Origin of the sequence: Flammeovirga aprica JL-4, assembly GCF_012844305.1 — a bacterium.
Lineage (GTDB): Bacteria > Bacteroidota > Bacteroidia > Cytophagales > Flammeovirgaceae > Flammeovirga > Flammeovirga aprica.
On sequence record NZ_JABANE010000152.1, the window covers coordinates 1 to 15,848 of the forward strand.

Sequence of the window (15,848 nt, forward strand, 5' to 3'; positions counted from 1 at the left end):
ATTCATCACCATGTCAGTGATCAATATATCCAACGATATTTAGATGAATTTCATTTTCGATTTAATAGAAGGGTATATCGGAAAACAATTTTCAAAAAATTATTGGCACGGATGGTTTCTTCAATTCATGTCACCCAAAAACAGCTTTGTGATTGGGCGACGTAAGTTTATATACCTAAATAAATATTACCATACCAACGTCCTTCTTTTTTTCTTCGGTTGTATCTTGGTAATACAAATTCACTTGGCTCTTGTAATTGTTTTAAATTGATATAGCCATCAATTACATTAGAATATAATATCTCCTTCTCATTATAAACTTTCAACCTTATCTTTGTTTTGTATTCTCCTTTATAAATCGGCATTGTAAAATAAGTATAAGTTAGACCTGGAAGCGGGTTAAATTTAATACTATTTCCACACCAACTATGTACCCAATATTCTATGGGTTTCCATTCCCCTTCAGGAGTTAAAGCTTCTTGGATAGCCATAATATCTCCATCTTCAGCAGCTATATATTTAATACTATCTGTCAAGTTTGAAATCCACACTCTATATCCTTTAACATGTTCATGAGCAGGAGGAGATAGATGTCTTTTAGGATAAACTTCTTTACCTGAGGAAAGGATGGGTAATTTAAAGTTATGCCATTTACTCACCTTATAGCTAATGATTTTTGTAGTATCAATCGTAATTGAAGGTTGATAAGACATTATTGCCTGAACAGGATCCAATAATTCATCTTCATTATCATCATACTCTTCATAATGTTTATCCAATATACTATCCGTAAAATTATTAAACCTTGACCTCATAGAATCATATGATATCATTCTTTCAAAATTAGAAGATGCCGCTTGCATAATTTCAGTTTCGAAAAAGGGCAAACTATCAATATCATATAGTTCTTTATCCTCTATCTGAGGTGGATCAAATGCATACTTTGGGGGCTTGTTCTGTGATTGACAGTTCCATAAAAATAGGGTTAAAAAGAGAAGTGTAATTAATCTGTTCATAGTTTACTTTTCATTTTTTAAATAACGAGCTACTTCTACCATTGTATCTACCCAAATATCTTTTTTATGCTTTGATAAATACTCAATCAGTTCGATGTGTGCTTCATTGGAAACATTCAAACTATGTTCCCCTCCAACGCCATGAAATAGAAATACCACCAATGCATTTTGAGCTTCTGCTTCTTTGACAAGTTTGATCATCTCCTCCCCTGTTTGCCCATGCATACTGAAACATTTGATATTCTTCATATCAATGGTCTTGCTTGATTCCAAACCATGAAAAGTTCCTCTTGCTGCTACAAACTCACTTTCTACTTGATCATAGAAAGTTGTTCCATTAATTGTCAAATCTCCGCAAGGATATGCAAATGTTCTCTCGTCTTTTCCATCAATGGCTTTTAGTAAAGTGTTTGTTGTTTTGATTTCATTGACGGCTCTAAAAATAGTGTATTTACTAAGGTCTCTTTCAGGTATCACCCAATCTCTATGATCAATACTCCCATCACAAGGATGTGCTAAAGTATGATTGCCTAATTCGTGTCCTTTTTTGGATGCTTTTCGCCATTCCTCCATTCTCTTATTCAGAATTTCGGTATCACCCATTACATAAAAAGTGGCATTGAAATGATGCTTGTCTAAAACTGGCATTACACTGTCTAAATGTACATTCAAAGCATCATCGTAAGTCAGTACAACAGCACATTTTTTTCCATTCCAAGGCATATCACTTTGGGCATAGATTACATTGATTACAAAAAAGAAAAGAAGAAAGTTAGTAGTTATTTTTCTCATTACTGAAACTAGTTTGCACTAAAAAAAGATTCACTTGTACAGGATTAGTACTTGTTTTAAATGTAGAACATATTCTATCCTCTAACAATTCATTAATGGTAAATTATGTTTAATCTAAAGAATATCAACGCAATCTATTAAGTGCTAAAGTAAATCTAGTTTGGTACTTGACAGTAAACTATTTCAGATGAAAACCTTAATTATGAAAAAAACTATTCTAGTATTACTCTCGCTTGGAATTGCATTATGTTCCTATGCTAGTGAAAAACCTGAGAAAAAAACACCTAAGAAACCTAATATCGTCATTTTATGGGGGGATGATATAGGACAATTCAATTTATCATTTTGGAACCGCGGTCAAATGGGATATATGACACCCAATATTGACCGAATTGCGGAAGAGGGAATTGCTTTTACAGACTATTATGGAGAGCAATCTTGTACTGCCGGCCGTTCTTCTTTTCTGACAGGACAAAATCCTATTCGATCTGGCCTTTCAAAAGTTGGCTTACCTGGTGCTAATGCAGGTTTTAGACCTGAACACCCTTCAATGGCTTGGTTATTAAAGCGTGAGGGATATGCTACTGCACAGTTTGGAAAAAACCACTTTGGCGACCGTGATGAGATGTTGCCTACCAATCATGGTTTTGATGAATTCTTCGGCAACTTATACCACTTAAATGCGGAGGAAGAACCTGAACACCCTGATTATCCTCAAGACGACTGGTTTAAAGACAAATTTGGACCAAGAGGTGTAATCCACTCTTATGCCGATGGCAGAGTTACGGATACGGGCCCATTGACTAAGAAAAGAATGGAAACGGTGGATAGAGAAATCACGGAAAGAGCAATTGAATGGGTAGGTGAAAAAGCCAAAGAAGATGCTCCTTTCTTTTTGTGGTACAATACCGTTGGGATGCATTTCCCTACTTACAGAGCAGATGATATTAAAGGTATTTCTGGTCAAGGTGGTGATTCTTTCTATGCTGATGTGATGGTAGATCACGATCGAAATATTGGAAAGATCTTAGCAAAGTTGGAAGAACTAGGTGTGATGGAAAATACCATCATTATGTATTCTACAGATAATGGTCCGCATTATAATGAATGGCCTGACGGTGCTGTGACTCCTTACAGGTCTGAGAAAAATACTAACTGGGAAGGTGCTTACAGAGTACCTTGTCATGTGATGTGGAAAGGTACGATTCCTGAGGGGAAAATACTTACTGGTATTGTTTCTCATCAAGATTGGTTGCCGACGGTAATGGCCGCTGTTGGAGTAACGGATATCAAAGCTCAATTAGAAAAAGGAGTAGATTATGCCAACCGAAAAGTACAAACTACAATCGATGGCTTCAATATGCTTCCTTATTTCAAAGGTGAAACCAAAGAAAGTCCTAGGCGAAACTTTATCTATACTTCTGATGATGGCGATGTAACGGCTGTCAGAATGGACGATTGGAAAGTAGTGTTTATGGAGCAAAGAGCACGTACGATGCAAGTATGGGCAGAACCATTTGTTCCACTTCGTTTACCTAAAATCTTTAATATCAGAAGAGACCCTTATGAAAGAGCTGACACTGACTCCAACTCTTATTGGGCTTGGCTGGCAAAACGTGCTCCTTATATCTACAAGGCAGGTGCTACGGTAGGAGAATTTATCCAATCGCTTTATAAATATCCACAAATAGAAAAAATTGATTCCTTCTCCATTGATGGTGCTATGGACGATTTTAAAAGATGGAATGAAGAAAGATTGAAATCGAAACAGTAATACTACGTTTTAAGCAGTTATACTTTTAAAATTGGGAAATGTTAGATTATTATTTTTTTGACTAATTAAGGCAGAATTGAAGAGCATAGCAGAGCTACGTAATGAAATTCTAACGCAGAGTAGTCAAAAAAAAGAAAGTCTAAAACTTCCGATTTTGATTGTATAACTGCATAGTATTAACTTGCGGCTTCATTTGGCATTAGGTCAGATGAAGCCTTTTTATTAATTCAAATATCCCTATGCAGAAGGAACAGTTTTTATATACCATCAAATACAATTCAAATGAGATCTCCATGTGTGAACTTGAGACAAAAATCCTTTTTGATCAAGCACTCCAAGGCAATCATTTCTTCTCGGATGTAAAAATTGAACCGGACAGCAGTGCTTTTATCAAGAAAAGAATTGATATCCTTTTCGCTACGGATAATTATGATGAACTCCTTGAAAATATTAAGACGAAAGATATATGTGCTGAAGGCTTCAAGTTGGAATATGAAAAACTGAAAGGGGATGAAATTGGCTATAAACCCCGTCTGAATAAACTTCGCGATATTGGTTATATCATCACTGGAGAGCCTGATTATTACAATCCCACGGTCACTTATGCTTTATGTAATTTTGAAGGCGTTTGGTACTTTGGTGAATCGATCCGTGATGATGCTGAATGGCAAAAGCATAATGACAAACCCTGTTCTTTCAGTAATTCACTGAGTATGAATACGGCCAAAACATTGGTCAATATCGCCTCCAAAGGAGATAAAAAAAGCCGATTAATAGATACGTGTTGTGGTGTAGGAACTGTAATGTTAGAAGGCTGTTATGCTGGTTTTAATATTGAAGGATGTGATATCAACTGGAAGGCTTACAATCATACCACAAAAAACTTAGAACATTACGGCTATTCTGCTAATGTCTACAATGAAGACATCAAGGACATCACTCAAAAATATGATGCTGCTATTATTGATTTACCCTACAATTTATATTCCGTCTCAAGTGATGAAATTGTAGAAAATATCATTGCCTCTGCCTCAAAAATCGCCTCAAGATTGGTGATTGTTTCTATCTCTGATATTAAAGCGATTATTGAAAAGTATAACCTTGAAATGGTAGATTTCTGTACTGTTGATAAAGTGGGGAAAGTAAAGTTTACTAGAAATATTTGGGTTTGTGAGCCTAAAGCATCCAAATAGAAAAACAGGTTCAAGTGATCGATAGCTTGAACCTGTTTGTTATTTCGATTAATCAAAAAGCACCTTAATATCTTCTTTTGTAATATTCTTGATAAAACTGCTTTCTGTGCTGATTACATCATCTGCCACTCCTTTTTTCTTCTCCTGAATTTCAAGGATTTTCTCCTCTATAGAATCTTTACAGATCATTTTATAAGCAAAAACTGGATTTTCCTGTCCGATACGGTGCGTTCTGTCGATGGCTTGCTGTTCTACCGCAGGATTCCACCAAGGATCTACTAAAAATACATAACTTGCTTCCGTGAGGTTCAAACCGAAACCACCTGCTTTCAAACTGATCAGGAACGCTTTTTTCTCTTCATTTTCCTTAAACTCCTGCACAAGTTCTTCTCTGTTTTTACTTCCACCTAACAGCTTACAATAATCAACACCACGCTTTTCAAGATCAGTACCAATAAGCCCCAGCATTTCTACAAAGAAAGAAAATATTAATACTTTATGTCCTTCTTTCACCAACTCCTCTACCTGTTCCATCAGCAGTGATAGTTTTGCCGAATTGGAAGGATATTCTCCATTTTCATCATTAGAAAGCAATGTCGGGGAGTTACAGATCTGACGTAGTTTCATCAAGCCTTGAATAATATGCATCCCTGCCATATGAGGTGCCTCTGAAGCCATAACCTCCATGATTTTCTCACGGATTTCATTTTTATGTTGATCATAGATTCTTCTTTGAGTAGTATCCATTTCACAGTAAAGTATCTGTTCTACTTTTGAAGGAAGGTCTTTAGCAACATCATCTTTTTTACGGCGAAGCATAAAAGGATAGATCATTTTTCTCAACTCTTCCGCTGTTGCCTGATCTCTATGCTTATCAATCTGATCAGCATATTGTTCCTTGAAAGACTTCACTGTTCCCAGCATACCCGGATTCAAGAAATCCATTTGAGAGAATAAATCAAAAGTATTGTTTTCTACAGGCGTACCCGTAATCACAATTCGGTTTTGAGCTTTCAGTAATTTGACGGCTTTTGATGTCTGTGCTAATGGATTTTTGATGGCTTGAGATTCATCCAAAATGACATAATGGAACTTAATCTTTTTTAGGTGCTCAACATCCATTCTCACCATAGCATAAGTCATGATTACGGCATCATATTTCTTAAATTCCTTACTGTCCTTTGTTCTGTCAGCATGAGAATTATCCAGAATTGAAAGCCCTTCACAAAACTTTTCCGCTTCTCTCTGCCAGTTGAATACCAATGATCTTGGCACCACAATTAGGTGTGGCACTCCCTTTTTAGCTTTTTTATTTTCTTTTAAATGCTGTAAAAATGTCAATACCTGCAAGGTTTTTCCTAGTCCCATATCATCAGCAAGGCAACCACCCCATTTGATATCATCAAGGAATGTAAGCCATTTAAAACCTTCTTTCTGATAAGGTCTCAACGTAGCATTGACCTCTTTCGGTAAAGTGACTTCGGGCATATTTCTGAAATTTCTGAGGTTCTTTTGCTTTTCCAAAATCTCATCAAAAACCTCTTTATTGAGCATTTCATCATACATCTCATCAATCAAACTTGGCTGATAGGCTGAAATCCTCACGGAGTCTTTTCTGATTTTCCCCATTTTAAAGAGGTTGCTGTATTTTTCAAGCCAATCTTTTGGCAAGAAACCTAACGAACCGTCTCCCAACTTCACATAATCCTGACGGTTGACAATCGCTTTTCTCACATCAGCTAATTTCACCGCCTGTTCACCAAAAGAAACTTGCACCTCCAGATCAAACCAATCTACACCACTCGATGCTGTTAGTTTTGTCATTGGTTTGTGAGGATTCAACTTGGTTTTCTTCAAAGATTTCCTCCCTAATACCTCAACTCCTTCTTCTTCTAGCTGTGCATACATTTTTATAAACCATTGCTCTCTCAACACCTCTTCATTGTGCAAGTATTTAAAATGCGTTTCTTGACTCTCAAAAGAAGGGTGCAAACTGCTTACTAAAGTCTGAAAAACTTCTTCCCCTGCGATATCACGCTGTGCATTTAAGATTTCACCTTCTCCTAAATCTATGGAATCTACTTTATCACCATCCAAAGCATATTCTTTCTCTCCGATTTTTGGATGCGTATACTGTACTGAGGGTTTCAAGAGCAAATAATCATCTTCCTCAGACAAGTAGATTTTTCTTTTTTCTAGTGTTAAATCTTCTTTGGTCTGATTTATTTTAATTCCTGAAAACTGTACATCAAATTTCTTCTGAATTTCTAATACGGAAGGTAGAAAATCAGCAATAAAACTATCTTTTACTCGCATCCCTTTCATACTAGCGAATGTACATAACAAGAAAGACTCATCTAATGTCAAAGGCAATAGCATCTCTCCCACATTGATCATTCCAAAACAGACCAATTGGGTAATCTCTAGTTTTTCACCATTAACGTGTACATAAGGTTTTAAAGTATAAAACCCATTTCTATATGAAAACTTAAAAGATATCTTCTCTTTTTCGTGGTAAGTAACAGGTACCAATTCAGAGATTCTCAAATACGCTACATCACCCTCTGCAATATACTGAGGGTACTGTAACATATCAGGCAATACTTCCTGCATCATAAAATAGGCAACCTTCAAATGTTCTGGAGCCTTTTCAGGACTTAAGGTATAAAAACCCCTTGAATGCAAGTATTGATCCTTTTCGAAAGCGGATATCTTTAAACCTAATTCTTCAATTTCTTTAGGTAAAAGGTCATTACTTCTATAAGAATATGCATTGTCAAGACTATCTCTAGTAAAATGTTTGAACGGATTCCCAATGTTTCCATTCTTCTTTTTCTTACCAATTAATAGATGAGAAGAAGGCCATATCTCATCTTCATTTACTGTCCATACTATTGCCGTACACTTTTCTACTTCTGATGTTTTTTTAATAGAAAAAGGTAATTTCACTTCCTTCTTCTGAAATGGACTTGAGTTTTTCCATACCGATAAATACTCACCCGGTATAAGATTTTCACTTTTGGGAATCACCTCAATACCACGCCAATCTTTTTCGACATCAAAATATTTATTCCAATCTTCCTCATAGGTAAACCCATAAGGTTTCAATTGTGCTGTAATTTCTTTAACATCATGTTGCAAATGAGCCTGAAAACGTCGTTTCTCTTCTGAAGGTAAACTAAGACTTTCTCTTTTCTTTTCTCTCATGAGATATTCTTCAAAGATGTAATGATCTCCCCCCCTTTTAAGTGAATAATATAATAATGCTCCTGCCATATGTTGGCAAAATCCATTTTTACTGCAATCACAAGTTGCTCTTACATTATCATTCTCAATTAAAAATTCTATCTCATGGGAATAATCTTCTTCATCAAACTCAAAAGATATCAAATTCTCATAAGGCTTTTCATAAAAAAATCCATTCAATGGAATCGCTGAAGGTACTACTTCTAAATGCTCATAAATATCTTCTTTTAATTCTATTAATGTATAGTCTTTTGGGAACACACACTGTTTTCCTCTCAGTTTCTTATCCGACATTCTGCTGTTTGATTATTTTAGTGTGTGCAATTTAAAAAATTACATTTTTTGATCAATGAACTTTTTTAAAATTTCAAAGATGATTTGTTCTATCATATCTCAGTAGTTAAGAGTACGTTTGAAACATAAAGTTATTTTGAATCAATACGTCCTCAAAAAACAACCTTTTAAATTTACATCATCACTAAAGGATTGTATGTAAGATTTGTATTTCAATGCTTCCTCTTTGTTGTCATAATGATTTAAGATGACTCTGTAATAGGTCTTATTTTTCACATTGGACTTTTGGATGTAAGGAGTGCCTAGTTGTTTGTCCTGATAGGTTCTTGCTTTCTCTAAAGAATAAACTAATGAAGTATCAGAAAAAATCTGTACACCATACCCTTCAAAATCCTGTTGTACCAAGTTTGTATTATAAATTTCATTTAGCTCAATACTTTCTGTAGTTGTATTTTTATTTGCCTTCACAAAAGCGGACTGTATATGTTTGTCAGAGGGGTATTTTTCCTTGAGAGAAGATAATTGTTTTTGAGCGTAAACCTTATCATTATATCCTCCGGAAAGCAACCTGTACCATTCTTTGCCGTTAATCATCACTTTTTCAACCTTCAGCGTGAGTTCTGGGTAATCAGCGTATTGCTGTATACTTTCTTTTAATTCTTCTAAGGAAGGTTCTGAAAGAATTTGTGTGTAATAAGAGTGAACCAAAAGTTCGTTTTGTGATAAATCGTATACCTTTCCTACTTCATAATCCTGAACGCTGTTTCTAGAGCGGAAGTCTTCAATGGAAGGTGTATATTCTTTCTTAAGTTCTATTCCCTTTGTAGAATGAGACAAACCTAAAATATAATCCGCTCCCGGTTCGTGGTCTCCAAAATGTCCAATGACGGGTTCAGAATCCATTCTGGAAACATGTGCATATAAGTCTGTTCCTGTGATTACTGATTTTTGATTGGGCAACACTCTCAACGCTTCAATAAGCTTAAATGCAAATGGAGAATGATGTCCCTTTACACCATCCAACACCGGTTCGAGACCACCTGAAGTAATCACTGTACGGGTCTTTAATTTTAATTTTCGCTCCGCAAACTTTTCTGCTTCCAATTCATCATACACATTCGTGCGAAATGCAGAGCGATAATTCTTCATTTTTTCATTAAATGAACCGCTAAAACACACATCAAGCACTACCATAATTTGCTTTGCAGGCAACTTGTTCACCAAACTATTCAATGTGTTATAGCCTATATAGGTCTTTCTATTAATATCCTGACTTAAAGGTTTTGAATCTTTGGCCACAATAAAACCATCATCAAAAATTTTATCATCATAATCACCATGTCCTGCTATAAAGAGAAAGAAACGATCATTTTCTTTGAGCGTTTTATGGTACAGAATAAGAGTGGATAAAATCTGATTGGTCGTCGGATTTCTTAATATTTCAGTGTTGTAACCAAAATCTTCCTCCAACACTTGGCCTATTGTCTCTGCATCATAAATTGGATTATTCAGATTAACCCAATCTGGCTTTCCATCATAATTGTCTGTTCCTATCAGGAGTGCAAAAGTTCTGCTTTCAATGGTATGCTTGCTTCTTTGCAGCCCTTGTGAGTGAAGAGTATTCGGTAATAGTAGACATAAAAAAAGTATCTTGTGGAGTGTATTCATAGTCGATTTTCAATTTTTGGAGCATGTTTGGAATTTTTACTAAAAGAGATGTTTCAAACATACTCTTATGGAAGTTAAGGATTATTTTAAGTATAAAGGCCGAAAAGCATCTCATAAAACACCTCCTGCTTTTTATGTGCAATCAAATAATAATCACGGTCAGGATAATTGTCAGATTCCCAAATTAGTTTTAAAGATTGATCATCAATAAACGCCTGAGCATTTTCTTTCAAAGTAATCGCTACTCCCTCAATCTTTGTGATTTCCTGAAGCATAAAATATTCATTCGGAATCACATAATTCGTGAAGATTTTAGGGCGTTTTTTATTAAAACAATGGAGCCAAAAAAACTTTATAAAAGGATTGGTAGACATGTGTGAAAACCATGTTTGATGCTCCAGCCACTTCTGAATATTCTTCAAATCATTTTGCTGTATATACTGATCCAATTCCTCTGTTTTTAGGTTTGGATGCCCCACGACTACTAATTTTGAACTGCCTATTTTCTGTGATAATACATCATAAGTCTGAAAATCTCCTCTTACAATTGCCGCATCTACTTCCCCCTGATTGACTAATTCAAAAAGTTTTTTATTGTCATTTTCAAAATGAATACTGAGATGCTTGAAAGAAGTCAGAATCTTATCTGATACAAAACTTTTATAAAGGTCTTCACTGATACCGAATGTGTAAAGACGCTCTTCCTTTTGAACCGACCTGCTGTAGCTTGCCTCCACTTTTTCAAGTGTATCTAATGATTCAATGATCAAGTTATTGAGGAATTTTGCATTTTCTGTAGGAACAACTCCTTTCGATTTACGGGTGAAAAGCTTATGCCCTACCGCCGCTTCAAGCATACTCATTTGATTGCTTACGGTAGGTTGCGTAAGGAATAATTCTTCTGCTGCTTTAGAATAACTTCTGTGTTTATAGACTGCTTTAAAGGTGCGATACCATTCTAGATTGACCATAGTGATATTAATATTTTTATATCATGATCAAATTTAAACGATTTCATTTTATATCACAACCCCTCTACATTTGTATCATCATCATTTAAACATTAAACAAAAATAACTATGAAAAAGATTGCGTTAGTAACAGGAGCAAATAAAGGATTGGGATTCGAAACTGCTCGTCAATTAGGAGCCAAAGGAATCAAAGTATTGATGGCATCTAGAAGTCAAGAAAGAGGACAAGTAGCTGTTGACACATTGAAAGCTGAAGGTCTGGATGTGGAACTGGTACAACTAGAGACAACGAAAGATGCACAAATTGAAGCACTGCAACAGAAAATCGAAGCAGAATATGGAAAGCTTGATATTTTGGTGAACAATGCTGGTATTATTCATCAAGATGAGCCACTAGGTGTCAATACTTCTGAGAGTATTTCAGATGCTACTTTGAAAGAAACTTTTGATGTCAACTTCTTCAGTATTGTAAAACTCACTCAGGCTTTATTGCCACTCATCAAAAAAAGTGAAGCTGGAAGAATTGTCAACCTTTCAAGTATTTTAGGTTCGAACACTGTACAAAGTGATGTGGAATCGCCGTATTACACCGTTAAACCTTTTGCATATGATGCTTCTAAAACAGCCTTGAACTCTTTTACAGTTCACCTTGCTGCTTCATTAGAGGGAACAAACGTGAAGGTGAATTCAGCACATCCAGGTTGGGTAAAAACGGATTTGGGTACGGAAGATGCTCCTATTGAAATTGTGGATGGAGCAAAACCTTCAGTAAGCCTTTCACTAGCAGAAGAAACCGATTTTAATGGTCAATTTACCCATATGGGTGAAGAAGTGGCTTGGTAGATAAAAAGAGAAACTCCCTCACAAGATTAATATCTAGGAGGGAGTTCTTTTTGCTAAAAAAGCAATCAAAATATAGTGATACTTAATCCAAAATTTATACTGTCAGTTCCTTTATTGAGATTATGAGAATAACCTAATTTAGGACATATTTTTCGCGACAGGATGAAAGAGTACCCAACATCAAAAAAGGAATCTCCAAGCAATATTTTCTGATTCTCAACGATATCTTTTGTCATACCTAAATAGACCTCTGATTTACTTCCTTCATAAAATTTTCTTGAAAAGCCAAAAGACAAAGAACCTGTATAATTTATCTGTTCAACTTCTCCACCACTAAAATCTTTTTCAATATCATTCACATAAGTTGTTATCACCGTCCATAAACTGTTCATTTGATAACTATGACTTGTTGATAATATAAAAGAATAAGCTTCTTTGTTAATAGTCTGACTACCTCCCACTGATACTGAAAGTGAATGCGGACTTTGAGCAAAAGTAACAATGGAAAAAAGTGATAATAGCAGTGTGATTAATATTTTTCTTTCCATCATTATATAAATATTGTTGTACCTATTCTAAACGTATTACCGTACTTTTCATGTCCCATATGGAACAGTTGTAACTGTACTTTTGGAGCTACAAAATAATTGAACTGTGTTTCAAAAGCGGTGGTAATGTTCGGGTTTCTGAAATCGGGTAATTGCCAAATTGGAGTTAAACGCATAAAGCACTTATCATTAAATTTGACTGGTGTGATCACTTGAAAACTTGCTCCATGTGTCACTGCTCCTGTATTCATATTTGATCGGTATTGGTAAGAAACAATCGGAAAAAACTGAACTGTTTCCGTGGCTATTACTCCCATAAGTACACCAGGGGAAATCATTAGATTATTATCTCCAATTCCTTCTTGTCCTGGAACAAAAACATCTACAGAGTATCCAAAAGTACCGAGAGTCTTTTCGTAATTTTTGTGGGTAACATGGAAAAATCTTGCCCTAATATTACCTACTCCAAACTTTCCTTGTCCTGTTTCTTGATTTTCCTTATACAATAAAGGCAACTCTATGCTATATAGCATATTACTTCTTGGGACTCCATTAAATATCAGGCGTGTACCGTAAGTTCCTCCGTCAGAAAACTCTGCTACTGCATTAATTCTCTGGTATAAATTGGTGGGTTTACTGTTATCAATTTTCTCTTCTTCTTGTCCAAAAACAAAAGAAGACATAGCAATGAATATTGATAAGATAATACTTTTTCTCATAATAGATTTTGTGATTCGATTTTGTCTTTGATATAAGTACTAGGACAAAGGAAATGGAACAATACTATGGTGCACCATGACTGAAGTCATGGGCTGGTGATACTTACTCCACCAACACTAAAGTGTTGCTTACGTTATCAACCTTCAAGACTTTAGTCTTGATTAGGTTGTTGTATCACCTGCCCATAGTTTTAACTATGGTGCAAGAAACACTCGTTTTCTTCTGTTCTAGTACTTAGAGTTTAAATAAAAAAACAGGTTGTCAGCTTAATTTTAACAACCTGTTTTTCTAAATCTATTTCGATGCGTTCTCTTTGGTTGAGAAGTATTCTATTAGTGCATCAAAAGCACGTAAGTTGTAAGGTTCCATAAATGGATCTGCAGATTTTGGCTGAGATGATTGTTTCACAATAGCCATATTTCTCTCCACATCGATATAGATCCACTGACCATGAATACCAATAGCCATGATTGCTTCTTTTCCTTCCTTGTGACGAATCCACCATTGTGCTCTATAGCTCCAATCTCCATCATCCATTGCTGTTTCACTTCCATGTTTAAAAGCTTCAGGATTCGCTCCTTTTTGCAAGTCCTTAATGACAGCTGAAGGTACAATCTGTTGACCATTAGCCTTACCATCATTAAGCATCATCATAGAGAATCTTGCCAAATCTTCTGGAGAAGCATTTAACCCTCCACCGGCGAATAATGCTCCATTTTTATCAAGAATAACATAGGTTTCATCTTCTGCCCCTATTCCGTTCCAGATTTGATGTAAACCTTTTTGGAAATCCTCATTCGTCGCTCGTGTAGTCAGCCAATTGACCACATCCGTTTTAGGAGTTTGATAGTTGAATACTTCACCATGCTTAATAGTTTTATCAATAGATAACGTCATTAAATACTCGTATATATCATTCGCATATTCAACTCCGTCCAGTTCAGGCATTAAGCCGATGACTGTTCCATAATGGACTATATCAGATTTAGGATCCGAATAAGTTTCATCAAATGCCATTGAATTGGTCATATTTAAGACGTGTTTCACTTTTGCATCTTTAAATGCAGTGGCAGATTTTAATTCAGGAATGTATGTGGTTACCGCTTCTTCCTCATCCAACTTACCTTCTGCTTCAGCAACTAAAGCTAAAAGTCCTGCAAAGGATTTGGTACACGACATCATCTGATGCGGTTGATGTGCATTCATACCATTTTGATAGTTCTCATACACTATCTGATCTCCTTTAATTACAACAAGAGCATCCGTATACGTCTCTTTAATGTAAGCCGGCAGAGATACCATCTCGTTAGCGTCTTTTTGAACTTTTACGACCTGGTCCACATTTTTATCTATATTTTTTTGGACTGGGCTTACTTTTTCTGATTTAGGAATACCAGCAGTTGGGTAAATCTCTCTCATATGCTGGTATGACCAACGGTTAAATGGGAAAGTCAATAAGGCGTTATCTTTATCTACTTTTTTACCTTCAGGAACTGGAATTCCTTGCATGATCCCAAGTTCTTCATGCGTTCTGTAATCTTGTGCGAATAATGATGTAGTGACTAATAAAGTCGCGATTGTTATTAAAATCTTTTTCATAAGTTTATTAATTATTGGTTCACTTTTAAAAGAGAAAACAACACTTAAAAACCCTATAACATCGTGAGAAAATATTTAGTACTTTGTTAATTTCAAGTTTCATTTACACCAAAAACAGTGTTCTTAAGCTTTAATCACTATATTTACCCACATTCAATTCAATTATATTTTTTCAAAAAAATGAATAAGCTACTCCTAAACTTCACGGCAGTGTTCCTTATTTTTTCCTGCCAGCCACAAACTGAAAAGCAAGAAAATTTTCCTAATGCTCAAACCTATTTTCAAAAAATTGGCAACGCTCAAAACAGAATTGAGCAACTAGCCAACATGATTATTGAAAAACCACAAAATGATGGGGAGTTTTATAAAAATGATTCTATCATGGCACTTTGGGGTATTGCAAATGAAAAATTCCTTACTTCCTTCGCGGATGCCTATGGAAATGTTCCTACTGATAGTTTATTGCAAATGTTCAATGGCTACATTCCAGAACCTTTAGTCCAAAAAATTCAACCTTCCGACTGGGAAACTCCTATTGGCAAGAATGCAAAGAAACAGTATAATGAATTCCTGAAGTACTATGATGAGTTCAATAAGCTGATTGGAAAACCTCTCTGCGAGGCTGAAACTACAATCAAGGCTTTAGATGGTACAGAAAAAGACCTTCAAAAACTTGTTGCTGACGGTACTTTTCTCATTGATATGTGGGCAAGCTGGTGTGCGCCGTGCAGAACGTTTAACCGTAATTTTAAAAAACAATATGTGGCTTTTAAAGACAAGGGGATTGAAACAATTAGTATCTCTATTGATAAAAAAGAAAAAGCATTTGAGCAGGCTTCAAAACGTGATCAACTGCCATGGCAAAACTACCTTGATGCTAATCAGTTTCTCAAAAAAAGACTCGGCGTACAAGGTGTGCCATTCCAGCTTTTAGTGAAGGATGGTATTATTGTCAAAATTGTAATTGCTGAAAAAGTAGAAGAAGAAATCCTGGCCTATATTAATCAATAGATTATAAAAGGAGTTATCCCTGCCCGACATGATCATCATATCGAGCAGAGATAACTCCTTTTCAGTTACAACTTCATTTAACAAGTCGTATAATTAAATATTTAGGTATATGAACTTAGATCGCCCTAAATCATAAAACGTACTTCTGTTACGGTTAACTGATTTACATTAGT

Annotated in this window: 12 protein-coding genes; 4 read left to right on the forward strand and 8 right to left on the reverse strand. The window is 35.5% G+C overall.

Going from position 1 to position 15,848, the window contains the following annotated elements; all coding sequences use genetic code 11:
* Positions 1–167 precede the first annotated feature (167 nt).
* Complete coding sequence (locus tag HHU12_RS30505; RefSeq protein ID WP_169660527.1) at positions 168–1,016, reverse strand: hypothetical protein; 849 nt, start codon at positions 1,014–1,016, stop codon at positions 168–170.
* 3 nt (positions 1,017–1,019) lie between these two features.
* Entirely contained in the window at positions 1,020–1,808 is a 789-nt protein-coding gene (locus tag HHU12_RS30510) for a polysaccharide deacetylase family protein (protein ID WP_169660528.1), read from the reverse strand.
* 202 nt (positions 1,809–2,010) lie between these two features.
* On the opposite strand from HHU12_RS30510, the gene HHU12_RS30515 reads away from it, so the two are divergent.
* A complete protein-coding gene (locus HHU12_RS30515; protein WP_169660529.1) occupies positions 2,011–3,582 on the forward strand; it encodes an arylsulfatase in 1,572 nt (523 codons plus the stop codon).
* A gap of 239 nt (positions 3,583–3,821) precedes the next feature.
* Positions 3,822–4,775, forward strand: a complete 954-nt coding sequence (locus tag HHU12_RS30520) for a TRM11 family SAM-dependent methyltransferase (protein ID WP_169660530.1) — start codon at positions 3,822–3,824, stop codon at positions 4,773–4,775.
* Between the two features lie 48 nt (positions 4,776–4,823).
* Here the strand turns inward: HHU12_RS30520 and HHU12_RS30525 are convergent, their stop codons facing one another.
* From HHU12_RS30525 to HHU12_RS30535, 3 genes are all read right to left on the reverse strand, one after another.
* Positions 4,824–8,315, reverse strand: coding sequence for a DEAD/DEAH box helicase (locus tag HHU12_RS30525; RefSeq protein ID WP_169660531.1), 3,492 nt, complete (start codon positions 8,313–8,315; stop codon positions 4,824–4,826).
* A gap of 141 nt (positions 8,316–8,456) precedes the next feature.
* Entirely contained in the window at positions 8,457–9,983 is a 1,527-nt protein-coding gene (locus HHU12_RS30530; protein WP_169660532.1) for a caspase family protein, read from the reverse strand.
* Positions 9,984–10,069: 86 nt separating this feature from the next.
* On the reverse strand, positions 10,070–10,954 hold the full coding sequence (locus HHU12_RS30535) for a LysR family transcriptional regulator (RefSeq protein ID WP_169660533.1): 885 nt from the start codon (positions 10,952–10,954) through the stop codon (positions 10,070–10,072).
* Between the two features lie 108 nt (positions 10,955–11,062).
* On the opposite strand from HHU12_RS30535, the gene HHU12_RS30540 reads away from it, so the two are divergent.
* Positions 11,063–11,797 carry an SDR family oxidoreductase gene (locus tag HHU12_RS30540; RefSeq protein WP_169660534.1) on the forward strand — a complete coding sequence of 245 codons (735 nt, stop codon included), beginning with the start codon at positions 11,063–11,065 and terminating at the stop codon, positions 11,795–11,797.
* Between the two features lie 65 nt (positions 11,798–11,862).
* Here the strand turns inward: HHU12_RS30540 and HHU12_RS30545 are convergent, their stop codons facing one another.
* The 3 genes from HHU12_RS30545 to HHU12_RS30555 all read right to left on the reverse strand — a co-directional run bounded on the left by HHU12_RS30545 (position 11,863) and on the right by HHU12_RS30555 (position 14,664).
* Positions 11,863–12,348, reverse strand: a complete 486-nt coding sequence (locus tag HHU12_RS30545) for a hypothetical protein (RefSeq protein WP_169660535.1) — start codon at positions 12,346–12,348, stop codon at positions 11,863–11,865.
* A complete protein-coding gene (locus HHU12_RS30550; protein WP_169660536.1) occupies positions 12,348–13,064 on the reverse strand; it encodes a hypothetical protein in 717 nt (238 codons plus the stop codon). Before HHU12_RS30550 ends, HHU12_RS30545 begins: the two co-directional genes overlap by 1 nt.
* A gap of 295 nt (positions 13,065–13,359) precedes the next feature.
* Positions 13,360–14,664: a serine hydrolase domain-containing protein gene (locus HHU12_RS30555; protein WP_169660537.1), complete on the reverse strand. Its 1,305-nt coding sequence runs from the start codon at positions 14,662–14,664 to the stop codon at positions 13,360–13,362.
* A 180-nt stretch (positions 14,665–14,844) separates the two neighbouring features.
* On the opposite strand from HHU12_RS30555, the gene HHU12_RS30560 reads away from it, so the two are divergent.
* On the forward strand, positions 14,845–15,675 hold the full coding sequence (locus tag HHU12_RS30560) for a TlpA family protein disulfide reductase (protein ID WP_169660538.1): 831 nt from the start codon (positions 14,845–14,847) through the stop codon (positions 15,673–15,675).
* The last annotated feature ends 173 nt before the right edge of the window (positions 15,676–15,848 follow it).

What these genes read in the sequence shown, in the direction of transcription:
- HHU12_RS30525 (WP_169660531.1), bottom strand. Translation starts at nt 8,315, where the DNA reads ATGTCGGATAAGAAACTGAGAGGAAAACAGTGTGTGTTCCCAAAAGAC.
- HHU12_RS30505 (WP_169660527.1), bottom strand. Translation starts at nt 1,016, where the DNA reads ATGAACAGATTAATTACACTTCTCTTTTTAACCCTATTTTTATGGAAC.
- HHU12_RS30520 (WP_169660530.1), top strand. Translation starts at nt 3,822, where the DNA reads ATGCAGAAGGAACAGTTTTTATATACCATCAAATACAATTCAAATGAG.
- HHU12_RS30510 (WP_169660528.1), bottom strand. Translation starts at nt 1,808, where the DNA reads ATGAGAAAAATAACTACTAACTTTCTTCTTTTCTTTTTTGTAATCAAT.
- HHU12_RS30535 (WP_169660533.1), bottom strand. Translation starts at nt 10,954, where the DNA reads ATGGTCAATCTAGAATGGTATCGCACCTTTAAAGCAGTCTATAAACAC.
- HHU12_RS30530 (WP_169660532.1), bottom strand. Translation starts at nt 9,983, where the DNA reads ATGAATACACTCCACAAGATACTTTTTTTATGTCTACTATTACCGAAT.
- HHU12_RS30515 (WP_169660529.1), top strand. Translation starts at nt 2,011, where the DNA reads ATGAAAAAAACTATTCTAGTATTACTCTCGCTTGGAATTGCATTATGT.
- HHU12_RS30550 (WP_169660536.1), bottom strand. Translation starts at nt 13,064, where the DNA reads ATGAGAAAAAGTATTATCTTATCAATATTCATTGCTATGTCTTCTTTT.
- HHU12_RS30560 (WP_169660538.1), top strand. Translation starts at nt 14,845, where the DNA reads ATGAATAAGCTACTCCTAAACTTCACGGCAGTGTTCCTTATTTTTTCC.
- HHU12_RS30545 (WP_169660535.1), bottom strand. Translation starts at nt 12,348, where the DNA reads ATGATGGAAAGAAAAATATTAATCACACTGCTATTATCACTTTTTTCC.
- HHU12_RS30555 (WP_169660537.1), bottom strand. Translation starts at nt 14,664, where the DNA reads ATGAAAAAGATTTTAATAACAATCGCGACTTTATTAGTCACTACATCA.
- HHU12_RS30540 (WP_169660534.1), top strand. Translation starts at nt 11,063, where the DNA reads ATGAAAAAGATTGCGTTAGTAACAGGAGCAAATAAAGGATTGGGATTC.